Here is a 20419-nt window from a genome sequence, read left to right as displayed (position 1 = left end):
GTCGCATGTTCAGGGCTTTCATCGGCATCGGGCTTGCTGCCGCGGCGGTCGTGGGCCTGTGGGCGGGGGGCGAGACCCTGGCCAGCCGGCGCGTGGCCGAACTGATCGCGGGCGATCCGGCGTTGCAGGCGACCTTGGTCCGGCCGCTGCGCCAGCCGCCGCAATTCGGCATGCGGATCGAACAGCCGGCCTTCGCCGATCCGGCAGGCGGGATCGCCCTGCCATGGGCCGAGCTGCAGATATCGCCGCAATCGCCCACCACTGCGCGGCTGATCCTGCCCGAAGAAGGGCAGGTGACCATCACCGGTCAGGCCCATATGCTTGGGCTGGATGAGCCGCACGCGACGGTCCGGCTGGCGCCGCTGAAGCGCCTGGCGCCCGACCACATTGCGGTGACGGCTGAACAGGTGACCCTGGACAGCCAGCCGGTGATCGAAGGCCTGGACCTGGACATGCAGATGACGCGCCTTGGGCCGGACGCGCCCTTGGCGGCCCGCGCGGCCTATCAGGCGCGCGTGGGGGTGGGGGCGGTCCAGACGCGGCTGCTGTCGCAGATGGGCCTTGATCTGCACGGCATTCCCGACCCGGTCAGCCTTGGCGGCGACGTGCTGCTGTGGCTGGACGGGACGCCTTCGGTCCGGGGGCAGGCGACGCCTTCTGTGGTGGGCTGGCAGACCGAAGGGCTGACCATCGGCGCAGGTCCGATGTCGCTGCGCGTCGTGGGGCGGATCGTGCGCGATCCGAACGGTCTGGCCGAAGGGCAGGTCGCCCTCTATACCGCCGACGCCCGGCAGATGATCGATCAGGCATCGCAGATGGGGCTGATCCCAGGACCGGCCCGCATGCTGCTGAGCGCGGGGTTGGAGCAGCTGGCCAAGACCCCGATCGACGCCGACCTGCCCGGTCCCGATTTTCCCGAACCCGCCCAAGGCCAGGTCCGCCTGCCCGTGCAGCTGAGCGGCGGCCAGATCCTGCTGGGCGGCATTCCCATCGGCGCCGCCCCGCCCTTCGGTGCGATCTGACCCTTACTGCGAGGGTTTGGCGCCCGGCGTGCGTCCGAAATCGGGCGCGCCCGTGTCCTGGCCCGCGTCGATGATGCTGCGACGGATCGCCCGCGTGCGGGTGAAGTAATCGTGCAGCTGCTGGCCGTCGCCCATGCGGATGGCGCGTTGCAGGACGAACAGCTCCTCGGTGAAGCGGCCCAGGATGTCCAGCGTGGCGTCCTTGTTGTGCAGAAAGACATCGCGCCACATGGTCGGGTCGCTGGCGGCGATGCGGGTGAAGTCGCGGAAACCGGCGGCGGAATACTGGATGACCTCCTCGCCGGAAACGCGGCGCAGGTGATCGGCGACGCCGACCATCGTATAGGCGATCAGGTGGGGGGCATGGCTGGTCACGGCCAGCACCAGGTCGTGATGGGCCGCGTCCATCACATCGGTCTTGGCCCCCATGGCGGTGATCAGCCGGTCCAGCCGCGCCGTCGCGTCCGGATCGCTGTCGGGCAGGGGGGTCAGCAGCCACCAGCGATTCGCGAACAGCGTCGCAAAGCCCGAGGTCGGCCCCGAATGTTCGGTCCCCGCCAGCGGGTGCCCCGGCACAAAATGGACGCCTTGGGGCAGATGCGGCAGGACGGCCTCGATCACGGATTGCTTGACCGAACCGACATCGGTCACCGTCGCGCCCGGTGCCAGATGCGGGGCGATCTGCGCCATCACCTCGCCCATGGCACCCACCGGAACGGCCAGAACCACCAGATCGGCGCCGCGCACGGCCCCCGCGATGTCGTCATGAACGCTGTCGCAAAGATCGATCTCGCGCGCGGTCTGGCGGGTCTTTTCGCTGCGTGCATAGCCCGCGACGTGGCCGGCAAGCCCGCCCGCGCGGATGGCATGCGACATCGACCCCGCGATCAGCCCCAACCCGATCAGCGCGACGCGGTCATAGATGCGAGTCATGCGGGCCTCCGCGCGGCCATGAAGCTGCCAAGGGTGGCGATGACGCGACGGCAGCCGTCCTCGTCGCCGACCGTGATGCGCAGGGCGGCGGGCAGGCCATAGCCGCCGACGCGGCGGACCAGGATGCCGTCCTGGCGCAGGGCGGCATCGGCAGCGGCGGCGGTGTCCGCGCTGTCAAAGCGGGCCAGCACGAAATTCGCAAAGCTTTCGTCGCAATCGATGCCCATCTGGATCATCGACTGGCGCATCCAGTCGCGCATCCGGCCGTTCAGATCCGCGCAGGTCGCGGTGAAGCCGGTGTCGCGGATCGCGGCCTCGGCGGCGGCCATCTGCGCGTTGGACAGGTTGAAGGGCTGGCGCACGCGGTTCAGCACGTCGATGATCTGGCGCGCGGCATAGCCCCAACCGATCCGCAGGCCGCCCAGCCCGTGGATCTTGGAGAAGGTGCGCGTCATGATGACATTCGGGTGGCGATCCACCAGCGACGCACCCCCGTCGAAGCCCGCGGCGAATTCCGTATAGGCGCCGTCATGGACCAGGATGACATGGGCGGGCAGGCCGTCGACCAGCTGTTGCAGTTCGTCCGCGTCCAGCATCGTGCCGGTGGGGTTTGCGGGGTTCGCGATGAAGACGATCCGCGTGCGGTCGGTGACGGCATCCAAGATCGCCTGGATATCGACGCGCCGGTCGCGTTCGGGAACCGTCACCGGCACCGCCCCGACCATGCGGGCCAGGATCGGGTACATGGAAAAGCCGTGCTCGGTCGTGATGACCTCGTCGCCATTGCCGGCATAGGCATGGGTGATGAACTGCAGGACCTCGTCCGAGCCGACGCCGCAGATGATGCGGTCGGGGTCCAGGTCGCAGATCTGGCCGATGGCCGCGCGCAGCGATTTGTGATCGGTGTTGGGATATCGATGCAGATCCGCCGAGGCCGCCGCAAAGGCCGCCTGCGCCGCCGGGCTGCAGCCCAACGGGTTTTCGTTCGAGGACAGTTTCAACACGTCCGCGCGCCCCTGCAGCGTGCTTTCGCCGCTGACATAAAGCGCGATGTCCATGATGCCGGGCTGCACGGGTATCTGGGTCATGGGTCCATCCTTTGTCCCGCCCCGTCTAATCCGCCGATCCGCGTTATGAAAGACCCCAACAGGGCTGATATGAAAAAGGGCCGCATCCCGAGGATGCGACCCTTTGCGGCAGTCGAGATCGGCGAAGATCAGTTCTTCGCGTAGAATTCGACGACCAGGTTCGGTTCCATCTGCACGGCATAGGGGATGTCGCCCAGGGCCGGGGTGCGCACGAAGGTCGCGGTCATCTTGTTGTGGTCGGCTTCGATATAGTCGGGAACGTCACGCTCGGTCAGGGCGACGGCTTCCAGCACGACGGCCAGCTGGCGCGAACGCTCGCGGATCGAGATGACATCGCCTTCCTTGACGCGATAGGACGGGATGTTGACGCGCTGGCCGTTCACTTCCACGTGGCCGTGGTTCACGAACTGCCGTGCGGCAAAGATCGTGGCGACGAACTTGGCGCGATAGACGATCGCGTCCAGGCGGCGCTCCAGCAGACCCACCAGGTTCTCACCGGTGTCGCCCTTGACGCGTTCGGCTTCGCCGAAGATGCGACGGAATTGCTTTTCGGTCAGATCGCCGTAATAGCCCTTGAGCTTCTGCTTGGCGCGCAGCTGGGTGCCGAAGTCCGACAGCTTGTTCTTGCGGCGCTGACCGTGCTGGCCGGGGCCGTATTCGCGACGGTTGACGGGCGACTTGGCGCGGCCCCAGATGTTTTCGCCCATGCGGCGGTCGATCTTGTACTTGGCAGACGTGCGTTTGGTCACGGCTGATCTCCTTCTGGTCGTTACGAAGGGCGTTGTCCTCTGGCTTGCGCCTGACAGGGTTCCCCTTGCAGGGTCCACCAACACCAATGAAGTCGCGGCTTATACAGGGGTTCGCGGCCGCGTCAACCGCAAAGCCCCGCAATTCAGGCCAGGGTGCCGTCGGGCTGGAAGAAATGCGACAGGGGCAGGGCCGCCGCCCCCAGAATCCGGGCGCTGCGGCCCAAAGTGCCCTCGATCACCTGGGGCAGGTCGATGCCGGCGGCGGGTTCCTGCAACAGCGCATGGCGGGTGGCCTGGGCCAGGCGTGTCCGCGTGGCAGCCGGCAGCGCGCCGTCGATCACCACCAGCGGCAGATCGGCCAGCGCGACCGCCGACAGGGCGACGAAGGCCAGCGCCTTGCCGGCCCGTTCGGCCCATTCGATCTCTTGCTGCAAGGGGACGTTCCAGCCCGAATCGTCGGGGGGCAGCACATGGCCGATATCGCGTTCCAGCGCCGCGACCGAGGCGACGTCCAGCAGCTGGCCACCGCCCGGAATGGGCATCGATCCCAAGGCTCCGGCATTTCGCTGCGGCCCATGGCGCAGGGCACCGTCCAGCACGATGCCGCCGCCCGCGAAATGGGCGACATAGGCGTGCAGGAAATCGGGGGGCAGCGGCTGACCGCCAAAGATCAGCTGCGCCGCGCAGGCGGTGGTGGCGTCGTTTTCCAGAAAGACCGGGAAAGGCATCTCGGCTTCCAGGATGCGGTGCAGATCGACATCCAGCCAGGTTTCCATGTCGCTGCCCCAATCCCAGAGCCGATAGGGCGCGGCGATACCCAGGCCCATCAGGCGGCGCATCTCATCGGGGCGCAGCGAGTTCAGGATGGTGGCCAGCCCGTGGCGGGCAAAGGCCAGGACGCGTTCGGGATCGGGAAAGGCATAGACCTCCTGGCGGTGCATGCGGACCTGGCCGGTGAAATCCACCAGGGCCAGTTCCGCCAGCCGGCGCCCGATCTTGAGGCCCAGGAACAGGGCACCGCCGGGCGCCAGCGCCAGGGGGGTCGAGGGCTGGCCGACCTTGCCCCTGACGGCGGCCTCGGCCTCCAGCAGGCCCGCCTGGATCAGCTTGCGCGTCAGGTTGGTGACCGACTGCGCCGACAGGTCGATATGCTGCGACAGGGCGGCACGCGACAGGGGGCCGTGGCGTCGTATCAGCGACAGCACGAGCCTTTCGTTCCGGCTGATCCGGCCGGGGTCGACACGATCAGTTGGCATGCGGTTCTCCTCCGAAATCGCATTAATCAACATGATTGATTTATTGACAAGTGCTATTTCTTGATGCTTTCTATCTTCAAGGCGGCCGAGGAACCGCCATGCTGGAGGAGATTTGTAAAGTGACCATGAAGACCGTTTTCCGCGCGTCCGTCGCCTTGTCGGCGCTTGCCTTTTCGGCAGGTTTTGCCCAAGCGCAGGACACCACCAAAGCCTGTCTGATCACCAAGACCGACATCAACCCGTTCTTCGTCAAGATGAAGGAAGGCGCGACCGAGAAGGCCAATGAGCTTGGGATCGAGCTGATGACCTTTGCCGGCAAGGTCGATGGTGACCACGAAACCCAGCAGCAGGCCGTCGAAAGCTGCATCGCGGCGGGTGCCAAGGGCATCCTGATCGCCGCATCCGACACCAAGGCCATCGTCGATTCGCTGAGCCAGGCCCGTGACAACGGCATGCTGGTCATCGCGCTGGACACGCCGCTGGACCCGATCGACGCGGCCGACGCGACCTTTGCCACCGACAACCGCGAGGCGGGCCGCCTGATCGGTGCCTGGGCCAAGGGCAAGATGGGCGACGCCGCCGCCGATGCCAAGATCGCCATGCTGGACCTGTCGGCCGCATCGCCGTCGGTTGACGTGCTGCGCGACCAGGGCTTCCTGGAAGGCTTCGGCATCGACGTCAAGGACGAGAACCAGATCGGCGACGAGGATGACGCGCGCATCGTCGGCCACGACGTGACCTCGGGCAACGAGGAAGGCGGCCGCGAGGCGATGGAGGCCCTGCTGCAGAAGGACCCGGGCATCAACCTGGTCTATACCATCAACGAACCCGCCGCGGCCGGTGCCTATGAGGCGCTGAAGTCCTTCGGCAAGGAAAGCGACGTGCTGATCGTGTCGGTCGATGGTGGTTGCCCGGGCGTGACCAACGTCCAGGAAGGCGTCATCGGGGCCACCTCGCAGCAATATCCGCTGCTGATGGCATCCATGGGCGTCGAGGCCATCGCGGCCTTCGCCAAGGACGGCACCAAACCCGAGACCACCGAGGGCTTGGACTTCACCAATACCGGCGTCAACCTGGTCACGGACGAAACCGTCGAGGGCGTCGAGTCGATCAGCGTCGAAGAAGGCCTGGAGCGTTGCTGGGGCTGATCCCCGGCCGAGCCTGATCCCGACCATGACAATGTGACCGCACGGCGGCGACCCCTGTCGCCGCCGTGCCCCTTCGGTCAAACCCACGGAGACATTGATGTCCGATTCCCCAGATCCCGTGGTCCAGCGAAATGCCGGCGAGACGGTTGCCCAGTTCGATCACCACTCGCGCAGCCTTCTGGACCGGACGCAGCATTTCCTGCACCAATATCCCACCATGGTACCGGTCATCGTGCTGGTGCTGTCGCTGGTCGCCTTCGGGCTGATCTCTCCCAATTTCTTCTCGGCGTTCAACCTGTCGCTGATCCTGCAGCAGGTGGCGGTCGTCGGCACGCTGGCGGCGGCGCAGTCGCTGGTGATCCTGACGGCGGGGATCGACCTGTCGGTCGGCGCGGTCATGGTGCTGATCTCGGTGATCATGGGCAATCTGGCGGTGAATTTCGGCATTCCGGTGCCGATCGCCATCGTCATCGGCCTGGCCTGCGGGGCGGGCACCGGTGCGCTGAACGGCCTGCTGATCACGCGGCTGAAGCTGCCGCCCTTCATCACCACGCTTGGCACCTGGAACATCTTCCTGGCGCTGAACTATTACCTGTCGGGCCGGGAAACGATCCGCAGTCAGACCCTGGACGCCGAAGCGCCGCTGCTGAAATTCTTCGGCACCCGCTTCAACCTGGGCGGCGCGGTGCTGACCTATGGCGTGATCCTGATGATCATCGTCTTCGCGGTGCTCTACTATGCGCTCTACAAGACCGCATGGGGTCGCCGGGTCTATGCTGTGGGTGACGATCCGGAATCGGCGGCGCTGGCGGGTATCCAGACCAAGAAGATCCTGATGTCGGTCTATGTCGTCGCCGGCGTGATCTGCGGTCTGGCCGCATGGTCGTCCATCGGCCGCGTCGGTTCGATCAGCCCGACCTCGTTCTTCGAGGCCAACCTGGAATCCATCACGGCCGTGGTGATCGGGGGCATTTCCCTCTTCGGTGGACGCGGATCGATCCTGGGGCCGCTGATCGGTGCGCTGATCGTGGGCGTCTTCAACTCGGGGCTGCGCCTGGCGGGTGTGGACGTGCTGTGGCAGCTGTTCGCGACCGGCTGGCTGATCATCTTCGCCGTCGCCATCGACCAATGGATCAGAAAGGTGTCGTCATGACCGAGCCGCTTCTTTCCGCCCGCAACCTGGTCAAGCGCTATGGTCGCGTGACCGCCATGGACCATGCGGATTTCGACCTCTATCCCGGCGAGATCCTGGCCGTGATCGGCGATAACGGCGCCGGCAAGTCCAGTCTGATCAAGGCCATGTCCGGCGCCGTGCGTCCCGACGAGGGCGAGATCCGGCTGAACGGCAAGCCGATCAGCTTCGACAGCCCGCTGGATGCCCGCAAGGCCGGCATCGAGACAGTCTATCAGACGCTGGCGCTGTCGCCTGCGCTGTCCATCTCGGATAACATGTTCATGGGCCGCGAGATCGTGCGCAAGGATTTCATGGGCAAGTATTTCGGCATGCTGGACAAGCCGGCCATGGACAAATTCGCCCGCGAGAAGCTGTCCGAATTGGGGCTGATGACCATCCAGAACATCAGCCAGCCCGTCGAGACCCTGTCGGGCGGTCAGCGGCAGGGTGTTGCCGTGGCTCGTGCAGCAGCCTTCGGCAGCCGCGTCATCATCCTGGACGAACCGACCGCAGCGCTTGGCGTCAAGGAAAGCCGTCGCGTGCTGGACCTGATCCAGGACGTCCGGTCGCGTGGCATTCCGATCGTCCTGATCAGCCACAACATGCCCCATGTCTTCGAGGTGGCCGACCGCATCCACATCCACCGTCTTGGCAAGCGCTTGTGCGTCATCAACCCCAAGGACCATTCGATGTCGGATGCTGTGGCCTACATGACCGGCGCCAAGGTCCCCGAGGAAGCAGCCGCCTGAAGCAGGGCGCAGGGGCGGAACTGAAAAGGGCGGGACGCGATGTCCCGCCCTTTGTCCTGTCAGTCGCCCAAGCGGCGGATCAGAAGCCATGCCAGGCCAGAACAGATCAGCGTCGTGGTGATCGCGGGCATCGCCGTCCCGTCGTAAAGCAGGCCGACCGGCGCCGCGATCAGCACCGCCGACAGTGTCGAGATCGCCGCCACGATCGAGGCCGCCATCCCCGCGATATGGCCCATATGCTGCAGCGCCAGCGCGTTCAGGTTGCCGAAGGTGACGCCGGCCATGAAGAAGACGCTGGTCGCCCAGAAGAAGAAGGCCGGGAATTGCAGCGCCGCGGGGATGACGTCGGCCAGCATCAGGACCATCATCGTCCCCGACACGACGGTCTGCATGACATAGGCCCATTTCGCCATCCGTCGCATCCCGAAGCGCATCACGAAACTGGCGTTCAGCACCGTGCCCGATCCCGACAGCAGCGCCATCAGGGCGAACCACACGTGGAAATTCTCGCCCTTGTCATAGGTTTCGCCGAACAGCTGCTGCGCCGAGGAAAGGAGCCCGAACATCTGCCCGAAGCCCAGGGTCAGGATGATGGTGGCCAGCATGACCTGGCGGTTGGACAGGACCTCGCGCGCGGCCGACATCAGGGTGGCGATGCGCAGGGGGCGGCGTTCGGGCGGGGGCAGGGTCTCGGCCTGGCGGATGTTCAGCCAGCTGGCGCCGATCAGCGCAAAGACGATGAAGGCGATGAAGACCCCGTGCCAGTCCGACAGGCTGATGATGCCCGCGCCCAGGGTCGGCGCGATGGCCGGCACCGTGATGAAGATCATCATGACAAAGCTGGTGATGCGGGCCATCTCGCGGCCCTGATAAAGGTCGCGGACCAGCGCCAGCCCCACGATCCGCGGACCGGCCGCGCCGATGCCCTGAACGAAGCGCGCGACCAGCAGCAGTTCCAGCGAGTCGGCGTAAAGCGCCGCGATGGTCGCCAGAATATAGATGCCAAAGCCAAGCGTGATGGTCCGCTTGCGTCCAAGCGCATCCGACAGCGGACCTGCAAACAGCGTCCCCAGCCCCATGCCCGCCACGAAGCTGGTCAGGATCAGCTGGGCGCGGTTGACATTGTCCGGGGTCAGGTCGGCCGCGATCCGGGGCAGGGCCGGCAGCATGGCGTCCATCGAAAAGGCGATGGTGGCGAAGAGAAACGCCAGCATCGCGATGAATTCGGGCAAGGGCAGGCGACGCTGCTGCGTCGTGCCGGTCATGGTCGTGTCGGTCATGGGGGTCACCTGTCGGTTCAGACCCGGCAGATAGCCCCTTTTTGCAGACTATGCAATATTATTGAGGCGTCTGGCCGGTCAATTCATCGATGACCCCTTCCCACAGCGCCGCAGGCTGGGCACCGCTGACCGCATGCGTGTCGGCGACGATGAAGGTCGGGACCGAATTGATGCCGCGCTGGCGGGCATGGGATTCGCGGCTGGCGACCTCGTCGCGATCGGCGTCGCCGGCCAGCAGCCGGGCCGTCGTCGCGATGTCCATGCCCGCGGCGGCGGCGATGCGGGTCAGGGTTTCATGGTCGCCGATATCGGCGGCCTCCAGCCAATGGGCGCGCAGAAGTCCGGTCATCACCGCATCCTGAAAACCCTCAAGTCCCGCCCAATGCATCAGGCGGTGGGCGTCCGTGGTGTCGGGTTCGCGCGGGGAGGGGTTCAGCGTCACGCCCAGATCGGCAGCGCGTTTGGCGACGGCTTCTTCGGCGGCCTGCGCGTCTTCGCCCAGCTTGGCGGTCAGGTATTCGGCCCGGTCCATGCCCTGGGGCGGCATCTGTGGGTTCAGGCGAAAGGGGTGCCAGGTGATTGCGAAGGGATGGTCGGGGCGGTTGACCAGCGCGGCATCCAGTTCCAGCTTGCCGATCAGGCACCAGGGGCAGACGGGGTCGGCGAAGATATCAAGGCGTGTCATGATCGGTCCTTGCGGTAGGCCTCGCGCAGGGCGCGGCGGTTGATCTTGCCGGTCGGCGTGCGGAGCAGGTCCGGCAGGGCGATGAAATTGCGGGGCTGCTTGTAGCGTGCCAACCCTTCGGCGGCCAGAGCCTGCAATTCATCGGCCGTGGCCGTGCCCGTCCAGAAGGCCGCGATGACGGATGCGCCCCCCGCCACGGGCAGTTCGGTCACCGCGACATCGCCCGCGCGTGGATGGGCGGCCAGCACGTCCTCGACCTCGGCGGGGCTGACGCGGAAACCGCCCGCGTTCATCACATCGTCGTTGCGGCCCAGAAGCGTGACCGCGCCCTGATCGTCGATGCGGGCCTGATCGCCCGTGGCATACCAGTCGCCGCTGTCGCGGGGCTGATCCAGATAGCCCAGGAACAGCCCCGGATCGTCGCGCCGGATCGCCAATGCGCCGGGTTGCCCCACGGGCAGGGGGCGGCCCATGTCGTCCAGAACGGCGACGTGGCGTCCGGGCTGGGGGAAACCCGCCGTGCCTTCGGGCGCCGGACGGCCGGGACTGCCCGAGATGAAGGTCGATATCTCGGATGCGCCCATGGCTTCGTGCAGGTCCGTCCCGGTGCGGGCCTGCCAGGCGCGGCGCAATGCGGGATCAAGCCGTTCCCCCGCCGCCAGCCCATGTCGCAGGCTTGGGATGGGCTGCAAGGCTGTACGCAGAAGACGGCGAAAGACGCCCGGCGCCGCCGCCAGCAGGGTCGCGCCGTGGCGCAAGGCCAGTTGCGGGATCTGTTCGATCGGGATGCCTTGGGCGGGGATGATTGCCGTCGCGCCCACCGTCCACGGGTCCAGCAGGCCCGTCCCAAGTGTGAAGCTCCAGTTGAAGGCCCCGGCATGCAGCATCCGGTCCGTGGGGTGCAGGTCGTACCAGCCCTGAAACATCATCCGGCGGGCCAGGATGGCGCGATGGGCATGCATCACGGCGCGCGGACTGCCCGAGCTGCCCGAGGTGAAGATGATATAGGCCAGCCGGTCCGGATCGCCCTGCACGAAATCGGCGGGCGGCAGGTCGGCCATGGCGGTCAGCTGCGCCTCGGACAGGACCGGCGCGGGGTGGTCGGGCAGGGCGATGTCGGGCCCGGCCACGACCATCGCGGGGCTGATCTGCGCGGCCATGCGGGTGATTTCGGGACCGGTCAGCTGGGCGAATGTCGGCACCGGAACGATGCCCGCCGCGATCGCCCCCAGATAGGCGATGGGAAAGGACGGCCGGTTCCCCAGCCGCATCAGCAGCCGGTCGCCGGGACGCAGACCCGCCCGTTGCAATCCGGTGGCCGTGCCGCGCACCGCCTGCGACAGGCGCGAAAACGACCAGTGATCAGCGTCCGACAGGCCCACCACCGAAAGGGCCGATTTGTCGGGCACAATGTCGGCCGCGGTCAGAACATGTTGGGCAAGGTTCATGGCAGGGCGTTCCGCAAGGATCGGAAGACCTTACTGACAAAGGAAAACGGCCCGCGCAAACGGGCCGTCACGACACGCGGAAAGCGCGTCTTAAAGCAGTTGCAGATCGCTGGCCGATGCACGGCCATCACGGCCCGACTGCAATTCGTAGCTGATCTTCTGGTTGTCCTGCAGACCCGTCAGTCCGGCGCGTTCCACGGCCGAAATATGGACGAAGACATCCTTGTCGCCATCATCGGGTGCAATAAAGCCAAAGCCCTTGGTGGCGTTGAACCACTTTACCGTTCCGGTCGCCATAACCGTTCTCTCCTTCAAGTCATCCCGGCGCAGGGATTGCGCCAGGCCGTGCAGCCCGCTTTCGGTCTTCCGGCTGCCCGTAAAGGGAGCGGTAGAAAGTCTTTGCTCACGCAAGTCAAAGGATGACCGAATCGCGTTAAAAGGCAAGCCTGTTTTACGCGCAGGCCGTGGCCTGCGCGTGAAGCTTGTGTGACAGCGCGTCGATTCAGCGCAGGTCCGGGGCGGTCGCCTCGGTGGTCAGCATGTCGATGGCCTCGGACAGGGTCAGGGTGCGGCTGCCTTGTGCATCCAGGCGGCGCAGCGACACGGTGCGGTCCTCGACCTCCTTCATGCCGATGGCCATGATCGCGGGGACCTTGGCCACGGAATGTTCGCGGACCTTGTAGTTGATCTTTTCATTGCGCGTGTCGGCCTCGGCGCGGATGCCGGCGGCGCGCAGGGCGGCGACGACCTCGTGGACGTAATCATCGGCGTCCGACACGATCGATGCGACCACGACCTGGCGCGGGGCCAGCCACAGCGGCAGCTTGCCCGCATGGCTTTCGATCAGGATGCCGATGAACCGCTCGAAGCTGCCCAGCACGGCGCGGTGCAGCATGATGGGGCGGTGCTTGTGACCGTCGGCGCCGACATATTCCGCGTCCAGCCGTTCCGGCAGGTTCGGGTCCACCTGCAGCGTGCCGCATTGCCAGTCGCGCCCGATCGCGTCGGTCAGCACGAATTCCAGCTTGGGACCATAGAAGGCGCCTTCGCCGGGGAAGATCGTGAAGTCATAACCGGCGGCCTGGCAGGCATTGCCCAGGGCCGCTTCGACCCGATCCCAGCTTTCGTCCGACCCGATGCGCTTTTCGGGGCGCGTCGACAGCTTGATGCGCCAGCCGGTAAAGCCCAGATCGGCGTAGATGCCCGCCAGGAAATCGATGAACTTCTTGGTCTCGACCTCGATCTGGTCCTCGGTGCAGAAGATATGCGCGTCGTCCTGGGTAAAGCCGCGCACCCGCATGATGCCATGCAGCGCCCCCGAGGGTTCATAGCGGTTGCAGGACCCGAACTCGGCCATGCGCAGCGGCAGGTCGCGATAGGATTTCAGACCGTGGTTGAAGATCTGCACGTGGCAGGGGCAGTTCATCGGCTTCAACGCGTTGATGGTCTTGGTCTTGGCATGTTCCTCGTCGACCTCGACGATGAACATGTTGTCCTGGTAATTCTCCCAGTGGCCGGATTCCTCCCACAGCTTGCGGCTGACGACCTGAGGGGTGTTGACCTCGACATAGCCGTCGGCGCGCTGCTTGCGGCGCATGTAATCCTGCAGCGTGGTATAGATGTTCCAGCCGTTCGGATGCCAGAAGATCTGGCCCGGCGCCTCCTCCTGCATGTGGAACAGATCCATCTCGCGGCCCAGCTTGCGGTGGTCGCGTTTGGCGGCCTCCTCCAGCATCGTCATGTGCGCCTTGAGATCGTCTCGGTTGCGGAAGGCCACGCCATAGATGCGCTGCAGCTGCGGGCGCGTCGCATCGCCCAGCCAATAGGCCCCGGCGATATGGGTCAGCTTGAAGGCGTCCGCGGGCAGCTGGCCCGTGTTCTGCAGATGCGGGCCGCGGCACAGGTCCTGCCAGTCGCCGTGCCAATACATCCGCAGATCCTCGCCCTCGGGGATGCGGTCGATCAGCTCCAGCTTGAAGGGTTCGTTCGCGGCCTTGTAATGCGCGATGGCGCGGTCGCGGTCCCAGACCTCGGTGCGGACGGGGTCGCGGGCGGCGATGATCTTCTTCATCTCGACTTCGATCACCGCCAGGTCTTCGGGCGTGAAGGGCTCGGCCCGGTCGAAGTCATAGAACCAGCCGTAATCGCGGACCGGGCCGATGGTGACCTTGACGTCGGGCCAGATGGACTGGACGGCGCGGGCCATGACATGGGCGAAATCGTGGCGGATCAATTCCAGCGCCTGATCCTCGTCCTTCATCGAATGGATGGCGATCTGGCCGCTGGTCGTGATGGGCCATGCCAGGTCGATGTGGCGACCGTCCAGGCTGGCGCTGATGGCGCGCTTGGCCAGGCTGGGGGCGATGCTTTCGGCCACTTCGGCGGCGGTGACGCCGGCATCGTAGTCGCGCGAATTGCCATCGGGGAAGGTGAGGGAAATCTGGGACATAGGTCCTCCTCGTCGGTTTGGCGCCCACGGAACGCCCGGTTGCGGGTTATGGTCGGCGGCAGGAATGGACCCCCGCGCAAAAACTGTCAAGATAAGTGGTCGCAGCAATCAGGATGACCCGATGAAAGACATAGAGGAACAGCTGTTCGAGGCCCTGGTCGATGACCCCGAACCTGATGGCGGGCTGGATGGCGACCAGAAACAGGCCGAGCCGCGCAATTTCCTGCGCCATGTCGCGGCGCTGTCGGGGTCCAAGCTGGGCGACGGGCTGGTCGATGCGAAATTGGTGCTGTCCTGGCTGCTGACGCATCTGGGCGCGGGGTCGGTCTTCATCGGCCTTCTGGTCCCGGTGCGCGAGGCGGGGTCCCTGCTGCCGCAGCTGTTCACGGCGGGTGCCATCGGCGCGCTGCCGCGGCGCAAATGGGTCTGGGCGGTGGGCAGCATCGTGCAGGGGCTGGCCGCACTTGGGATCGCCCTGGCCGCGATGGTGATGCAGCGGGCAGCGGCTGGCCTTGCCATCGTCGGGCTGCTGGCAGTGCTGGCGCTGGCACGGTCGGCCTGTTCGGCCAGCTACAAGGATGTGCTGGGCAAGACGGTGGGCAAGTCCCGGCGCGGATCGGCCACCGGTCTTGCCAGCAGCATCGGGGCGGCAGGCGTCATCATCTTTGCCTTGCTGCTGCTGTGGGGGCCGGTGGACCGGGCGCCGCTGGTCATCGGGGCGATCCTGCTGGCGGGGGCGGCTTGGATTCTGGGCGGCGCAGTCTTCGCCACCCTGGCCGAAAAGCCTCAACCGCGCGAGGACATGCTGAGCCTGCGGCAATCGCTGGCCCAGCTGTCGCTGCTGCGCCGGGACGGACAGCTGTCGCGTTTCGTCGTGGCGCGGTCGCTGCTGGTCGGGACGGCCCTTGCGCCGCCCTATCTGCTGGTGCTGGCGGCGGGGCAGGACACGGATGATCGTCAGCTGGGCCTGCTGGTGCTGGCATCGGCGCTGGCATCGCTGCTGTCATCCTGGGTCTGGGGGCGGATGTCGGATCGTTCGGCGCGCCGGGTGCTGATCTGGTCGGGGGCGGCTGCCTCGGTCGCGCTGGCATTGGCCATCGGGCTGAAGGTCGCGGGACTGGCGGGGCATGCCGCAGCGATCGCGGTGGTTTTGTTCGGGCTGATGATCGCCTATCACGGTGTCAGGCAGGGGCGGTCGACTTATCTGGTGGATATGGCACCCGACGATCAGCGGGCGGCCTATACGGCCGTGTCGAACCTGGTCGTCGGCGTGGTGATCCTGGTGGCGGGCGCGGCATCGGCGGCGCTGGCGGCCTTGGGCGCCCCTTGGGTCATCGCGGTCTTTGCCGTGGCATCCGTTGCCGGCGCATGGGTCGCCTATGGATTGGACGAGGTTGGATGATGAACGATTATCTGGAGACGCCTTCGGGGCGGCGCATCGCCTATCGGCGGACCAAGGGGCAGGGGCCGGGCATCGTGTTCTTGGGCGGGTTCAAATCCGACATGACCGGCACCAAGGCCGTGCATCTGGAAGAATGGGCCCGCACGCAGGGCCGCGCCTTCCTGCGTTTCGACTATTCCGGTCATGGTGACAGCAGCGAGGCCTTCGAGGATGGCTGCATCGGCGATTGGGCCGAGGACGCGTTTCAGGCGATCACCGCCCTGACCCAAGGACCGCAGGTGCTGGTCGGGTCATCCATGGGCGGTTGGATCAGCCTGCTGGTGGCGCGCCGTATGCCCGAGCGCGTGGCGGGTCTGGTGACGATCGCCGCCGCCCCCGATTTCACCGAACGCGGCTTCTGGCCCGGCTTTTCCGAGGATCAGCGCCGGACGCTGATGCGCGACGGAAGGCTGGAACTGCCAAGCGATTATGCCGATCAGCCCTATGTCATCACCCGCCGCCTGATCGAGGATGGGCGCGATCAGCAGGTCATGAACCAGCCATTGGACCTGCCATTCCCCGTCCGCCTGCTGCAGGGGACCGCCGACACGGATGTGCCGATGCAATGGGCGCTGGATCTGATGGCGCATGCCACGTCGCCCGACCTGCGGTTGACGATGGTCAAGGGCGCCGATCATCGCTTCTCGACGCCCGAATGTCTGGATCTGGTGACCGGCACGATCGCGGTTTTGCCGGTCTGATGGCCCTTACAGCGGCAGGGTGTAATGTTCGCCCATGTCGGGCTTGTCGCCGGTCACCTTGGACTTGGCGATCTGGAACAGGAAGCTGACGCTGCCGCCGGTGGCCCAGACTTCGGCCTCGGACAGGGTCATGCGCATCAGCTGGACATCGGGGTCGTCCTTGCCGCCCTCGAACCAGCTGGAGGCGACGGCATTCCAGATCTCGTCCAGTTTGGCGCGGTCATCGGACAGCGACAGGCTGCCATGGATGCGGGTGTAAAGACCTTCGCCCGCATCGGTGACCACATGGATGGCATCCTTGGGACCACCGGCCAGCGTTTCGGCAAGGTCGGTGCCCTTGGCGCCGATGAACCACAGGGTGGACTGGTCGCGATCTGCGTAATGCGACATGGGCACCAGCCGAGGGTCCTCGGTGGTGCCCAGCATGCCTGCATTCACGTCATCCAGACGGTTCCAGAACTGGTCGGCGCGCTTGTCGTGATCGGTCATATGCATTCCCCTTGGGCCGCGCCATGCGGCCGTTCGGGACTATAACGATGCCGCGAAGCGCGGGTTCCGATGCCCTCAGACGGCCATCTTGCCGTTGTCCATCGTGTCGACGGCACCGCAATCGGGGTTCTTGGCGCCTTCCTTGCGGCGGCGTTTGGGCTTGATCGAATCCGGCAGGGCCGCATTGTCGTCGATGAAGTCCAGAACCAGCGGACGGATGTTCAGCCGCCAGGACTTGCCCGCAAAGATGCCGTAATGGCCCGCGCCCGGTTCCAGATGCTGGACCTTCTTTTCGGCGGGAACGCCGCTGCACAGGTCCAGCGCGGCCACGCATTGACCGGGGGCGGAGATGTCGTCGTTTCCGCCTTCGACGGTCATGACGGCCACGTCGGTGATCTTGCTGATGTCGACGGGGGTTCCGTTCACGGTAAAGCGGTTCTGGGCGATCTCCAGGTTCTTGAAGATCCGTTCGACCGTCGAGAGATAGAATTCCGCCGTCATGTCCATCACGGCCAGGTATTCATCATAGAACTTGTTGTGCTTGTCGGCGTCCGATGCGGTGCCGCGCGCCTCGGCGAAGATCTGGTTGATGAAGGCGCGGGTGTGCGATTCCGCGTTCATCGCGATGAAGCTGCCCAGCTGGGCCAGACCCGGATAGACCATCCGGCCCGCGCCGCGATATTTGAAGCCCACCGACTGGATGACCAGATGCTCCAGCTCGCCCATGGTGATGCGGTTGCCGAAATCGGTCACCTCGGTCGCGGCGGCGTCGGGATCGACGGGGCCGCCGATCAGGGTCAGCGTGCGGGGCTGGGCATTGGGGTCTTCGGCAGCCAGGATCGCCGTCGCGGCCAAGGCCAGCGGGGCGGGTTGGCAAACGGCGATGACATTGGTGTCGGGACCCAGATGCCGGATGAAATCGACCAGATAGCTGGTGTAATCCTCGATATCGAACTTGCCCTCGCTGACGGGAATGTCGCGGGCATTGTGCCAATCGGTGACGTAGACCTCGCAATCGGGCAGAAGCGAGATCACGGTGGACCTCATCAGCGTCGCGTAATGGCCCGACATGGGCGCGACCAGCAAGACCTTGCGTGGCATCGGTTCGCGGCGTGCCACGCGGAAATGGATCAGGTCGCCGAAGGGCTTGCGCAGTTCGGGTTCGACATAGACGATGTGGTCCTGGCCTTCCTCTCCGACGATGCTGGGGATTTCCCAATCGGGCTTCAGGACCATGCGGCCAAAGCTGCGTTCCGTGACGCGGCCCCAGGCGCTGAGCAGGTGGAAGGCCGGGTTCGGCACCAGCGCGAAGGCGGGATAGGACCCCATGGCCCGCGCCGTGGCGCCCAGCCATTCGTTCGTGTTCCTGATCGTTTCCATCGCGTCATAGGACACGACGCCCTTGAGACCCTTGACCGGCATGTCGTCCACCATTTTGCTGCGCTGCGGCATCAGTTGTTTCGCGGTAGAGGCGTGCCGAATTTTCGGTCACAAGCCGGGTTTACGCCTTGCCTGCCCTGCGCGTATCATTCCAATATTATTAGGGGGGAATGTTTCACATGGCAAGCCAGCCAAGGAAAACGGATAAAGAAGTTACCGCGGCGGGGCGCAGCAGGTCGTCCAAGGGCAAATCGCGCGCCACCCCCCCGGCGACCGAGGTCAGGCAAAGCGATGCTGCGGTGCAGCAAGAGAAGGCCCCAGCCGAGGCTTCGGCGAAGACCACGTCGAGGCCTGCCCGGAGAACGCCGCGAAAGCCCGCCACCAAACCCGCCGCCAAAGCCACCGAAGCCACGACCGGTCCCGCACCCGACGGCCCCCGCCCAAGTGATCCGGCCCAGGACATCAAGGAGAGCCAGCAGGAGGCTGCCCGGATGCTGTCGCGCATGGCCGGTCACGGGCATGGGCCGACCGCGAAGAAGCTGGCGCAGAACATCGAGCGGATCGAGGATCTGGGCCAGCGCCTGATGCAGGCCTTCAGTGCCCGCAGCCTGCCCAATCCCGGCGTCGAGGGGCCGGGTCCGGATCTGTTCATGACCGCCACAGGCGCCTTCATGAAGACGCTGACCGAACATCCCGCGCGCATGATGGAAACCCAGGTCGCCTATTGGGCGGAAACGCTGACGAATTATTCCCGCGCGCAGCAGGCCTTGGCCAAGGGTCAGCTTTCCGCCCCCGAAGGCGATGAACCCGGCGACAAGCGTTTCGCCAACCCCCTTTGGCAGAGCCATCCCTATTTCAACCTGATCAAGAAGCAGTACCTGACCAATGCCCGCGCGCTGCGCGAGGCGGCCAGCGAGCTGGAGCTGCCCGATCAGGTGGCCCGCCGGCGCGTCGACTGGCTGACCAATCAGATCGTCGACATGATGGCGCCCACGAATTTCTTGGCAACGAACCCGGACGCGCTGGAAAAAGCCATCGAGACCGAGGGTGAAAGCCTGGTGCGCGGGCTGGAGAACCTGGTCCGCGACGTCGAGCTGAACGGCGGCGAGATGGTGGTCTCGCTGGCTGATCGCAATGCCTTTGCGGTGGGCGACAATATCGGCACCGCCCCCGGTTCGGTGGTCCATCGCGCGCCCTTGTACGAACTGATCCAGTACGGCCCCGCCACAGGCAAGGTCCATGCCCTTCCGCTGATGATCTTTCCGCCTTGGATCAACAAGTTCTATATCCTTGATCTGAAACCGCAGAACAGCATGATCCGCTGGCTGCTGGATCAGGGCCATACCCTGTTCATCGTCAGCTGGAAGAACCCCGGTCCCGAACTGTCGGAAACCGGGATGGAGGATTACATCGCCGCTTATCTGGAGGCCATGGACAGGGTTCGCGACCTGACCGACCAGAAACAGCTGAATGCCGTCGGTTACTGCATCGCCGGCACGACGCTGGCGCTGACGCTGGCATTGCTGGAAAAGCGCGGCGACAGTCGCGTCAATTCGGCGACATTCTTTACCACCCTGACCGATTTTTCCGATCAGGGCGAATTCACCAGTTTCCTGCAGGATGATTTCGTGTCCGGCATCGCCGAGGAGGTCAAGCGCCATGGCCTGCTGCGCGCCCATCTGATGTCGCGCACCATGAGCTTCCTGCGCGCCAATGACCTTGTCTGGGGTCCGGCGATCCGCAGTTACATGATGGGCGAAGCGCCACCCGCCTTTGATCTTCTGTTCTGGAACGGCGACAGCACGAACCTGCCCGGGCGCATGGCGTTGCAATATCTGCATGGGCTGTGCCAGCAGAATGCCTTTGCGCGCGATGGGTTTCAGGTCATGGGCCACCGCCTGCATCTGTCGGACGTCAAGGTGCCGCTGTGCGCCATTGCCTGCGAAACCGACCACATCGCGCCCTGGAAGGACAGCTGGCGCGGCGTGGCCGGGATGGGCGCCAAGGAGAAGACCTTCATCCTGTCCCAATCCGGCCATATCGCGGGCATCGTGAACCCGCCGTCCAAGAAGAAATACGGCCACTATGTCAGCGACGACGATTTCGCCAACGGTCACGAAACCTGGAAGGAATCGGCCAGCTTCCATGATGGCAGCTGGTGGCCCCGCTGGGGCGAATGGCTGGCGGAACGGGCAGGGGCGATGGTTGATGCCCGAACCCCCGAGGACGGGCTGGAACCCGCTCCGGGCAGCTATGTCCACGAGCGTGCAGGCTGATCCGGAAATGGGGCGCAAGGCGGATCAAGGGGTTGGCGCGAAGTGTCGATCTGGGCATGATTTTGCTGCGCTGCAGAACAAACCCCTTGAAATGCTGCACTGCAGCATGCATATTGGGGCCATGGAATAGAAGCGACGATTGTTCCTTTCA

The 20419-nt window shown here is 65.4% G+C and carries 18 protein-coding genes; 7 read left to right on the top strand and 11 right to left on the bottom strand.

Annotated features, from left to right (window positions below):
• The first annotated feature begins 5 nt into the window (after positions 1-5).
• Positions 6-1022 (top strand): DUF2125 domain-containing protein, encoded by a 1017-nt coding sequence (locus IE00_RS10010; protein WP_072296974.1) that lies wholly within the window; start codon positions 6-8, stop codon positions 1020-1022.
• 3 nt (positions 1023-1025) lie between these two features.
• On the opposite strand, the gene IE00_RS10005 is transcribed toward IE00_RS10010, so the two are convergent.
• The 4 genes from IE00_RS10005 to IE00_RS09990 all read right to left on the bottom strand — a co-directional run bounded on the left by IE00_RS10005 (position 1026) and on the right by IE00_RS09990 (position 5048).
• Positions 1026-1955, bottom strand: a complete 930-nt coding sequence (locus IE00_RS10005; RefSeq protein ID WP_072296973.1) for a prephenate/arogenate dehydrogenase family protein — start codon at positions 1953-1955, stop codon at positions 1026-1028.
• On the bottom strand, positions 1952-3043 hold the full coding sequence (gene hisC, locus IE00_RS10000) for a histidinol-phosphate transaminase (protein WP_072296972.1): 1092 nt from the start codon (positions 3041-3043) through the stop codon (positions 1952-1954). The genes IE00_RS10005 and hisC overlap by 4 nt, the downstream gene beginning before the upstream one ends.
• 128 nt (positions 3044-3171) lie before the next feature.
• Positions 3172-3792 (bottom strand): 30S ribosomal protein S4, encoded by a 621-nt coding sequence (gene rpsD / locus IE00_RS09995; RefSeq protein ID WP_072296971.1) that lies wholly within the window; start codon positions 3790-3792, stop codon positions 3172-3174.
• A gap of 143 nt (positions 3793-3935) precedes the next feature.
• Complete coding sequence (locus IE00_RS09990; RefSeq protein WP_072296970.1) at positions 3936-5048, bottom strand: ROK family transcriptional regulator; 1113 nt, start codon at positions 5046-5048, stop codon at positions 3936-3938.
• Between the two features lie 125 nt (positions 5049-5173).
• On the opposite strand from IE00_RS09990, the gene IE00_RS09985 reads away from it, so the two are divergent.
• The 3 genes from IE00_RS09985 to IE00_RS09975 all read left to right on the top strand — a co-directional run bounded on the left by IE00_RS09985 (position 5174) and on the right by IE00_RS09975 (position 8119).
• Complete coding sequence (locus IE00_RS09985; protein WP_170864126.1) at positions 5174-6196, top strand: sugar ABC transporter substrate-binding protein; 1023 nt, start codon at positions 5174-5176, stop codon at positions 6194-6196.
• Positions 6197-6293: 97 nt separating this feature from the next.
• Positions 6294-7349, top strand: a complete 1056-nt coding sequence (locus IE00_RS09980; RefSeq protein ID WP_072296968.1) for an ABC transporter permease — start codon at positions 6294-6296, stop codon at positions 7347-7349.
• A complete protein-coding gene (locus IE00_RS09975) occupies positions 7346-8119 on the top strand; it encodes an ATP-binding cassette domain-containing protein (RefSeq protein WP_072296967.1) in 774 nt (257 codons plus the stop codon). The genes IE00_RS09980 and IE00_RS09975 overlap by 4 nt, the downstream gene beginning before the upstream one ends.
• A 59-nt stretch (positions 8120-8178) precedes the next feature.
• Here IE00_RS09975 and IE00_RS09970 read toward each other — a convergent pair whose 3' ends face one another.
• The 5 genes from IE00_RS09970 to thrS all read right to left on the bottom strand — a co-directional run bounded on the left by IE00_RS09970 (position 8179) and on the right by thrS (position 13981).
• Complete coding sequence (locus tag IE00_RS09970; RefSeq protein WP_072296966.1) at positions 8179-9399, bottom strand: multidrug effflux MFS transporter; 1221 nt, start codon at positions 9397-9399, stop codon at positions 8179-8181.
• 58 nt (positions 9400-9457) lie between these two features.
• The gene (locus IE00_RS09965) at positions 9458-10084 is read right to left on the bottom strand and encodes a DsbA family oxidoreductase (protein ID WP_072296965.1); all 627 of its coding nucleotides are present in this window, start codon (positions 10082-10084) and stop codon (positions 9458-9460) included.
• Positions 10081-11532: a class I adenylate-forming enzyme family protein gene (locus tag IE00_RS09960; RefSeq protein WP_072296964.1), complete on the bottom strand. Its 1452-nt coding sequence runs from the start codon at positions 11530-11532 to the stop codon at positions 10081-10083. Before IE00_RS09960 ends, IE00_RS09965 begins: the two co-directional genes overlap by 4 nt.
• Positions 11533-11622: 90 nt before the next feature.
• Positions 11623-11829 (bottom strand): cold-shock protein, encoded by a 207-nt coding sequence (locus tag IE00_RS09955; RefSeq protein WP_072296963.1) that lies wholly within the window; start codon positions 11827-11829, stop codon positions 11623-11625.
• A 205-nt stretch (positions 11830-12034) separates the two neighbouring features.
• A complete protein-coding gene (gene thrS, locus IE00_RS09950) occupies positions 12035-13981 on the bottom strand; it encodes a threonine--tRNA ligase (protein WP_072296962.1) in 1947 nt (648 codons plus the stop codon).
• 121 nt (positions 13982-14102) lie between these two features.
• Here thrS and IE00_RS09945 point away from each other — a divergent pair, with 121 nt between their 5' ends.
• Together IE00_RS09945 and IE00_RS09940 are read left to right on the top strand one after the other, a co-directional pair.
• Entirely contained in the window at positions 14103-15383 is a 1281-nt protein-coding gene (locus IE00_RS09945; RefSeq protein WP_072296961.1) for an MFS transporter, read from the top strand.
• Positions 15383-16123 carry a carboxylesterase gene (locus tag IE00_RS09940; RefSeq protein WP_072297083.1) on the top strand — a complete coding sequence of 247 codons (741 nt, stop codon included), beginning with the start codon at positions 15383-15385 and terminating at the stop codon, positions 16121-16123. The genes IE00_RS09945 and IE00_RS09940 overlap by 1 nt, the downstream gene beginning before the upstream one ends.
• A gap of 6 nt (positions 16124-16129) precedes the next feature.
• On the opposite strand, the gene IE00_RS09935 is transcribed toward IE00_RS09940, so the two are convergent.
• Positions 16130-16612, bottom strand: coding sequence for a pyridoxamine 5'-phosphate oxidase family protein (locus IE00_RS09935; RefSeq protein ID WP_072296960.1), 483 nt, complete (start codon positions 16610-16612; stop codon positions 16130-16132).
• A gap of 75 nt (positions 16613-16687) precedes the next feature.
• Complete coding sequence (gene phaZ / locus IE00_RS09930; protein ID WP_072297082.1) at positions 16688-18034, bottom strand: polyhydroxyalkanoate depolymerase; 1347 nt, start codon at positions 18032-18034, stop codon at positions 16688-16690.
• Positions 18035-18483: 449 nt separating this feature from the next.
• On the opposite strand from phaZ, the gene phaC reads away from it, so the two are divergent.
• Complete coding sequence (phaC, locus tag IE00_RS09920; RefSeq protein ID WP_072296958.1) at positions 18484-20268, top strand: class I poly(R)-hydroxyalkanoic acid synthase; 1785 nt, start codon at positions 18484-18486, stop codon at positions 20266-20268.
• Positions 20269-20419 lie beyond the last annotated feature (151 nt).

Origin of the sequence: Paracoccus sp. SM22M-07 (assembly GCF_001887735.1) — a bacterium.
Lineage (GTDB): Bacteria > Pseudomonadota > Alphaproteobacteria > Rhodobacterales > Rhodobacteraceae > Paracoccus.
This window is presented reverse-complemented; position numbering and strand designations above follow the sequence as displayed.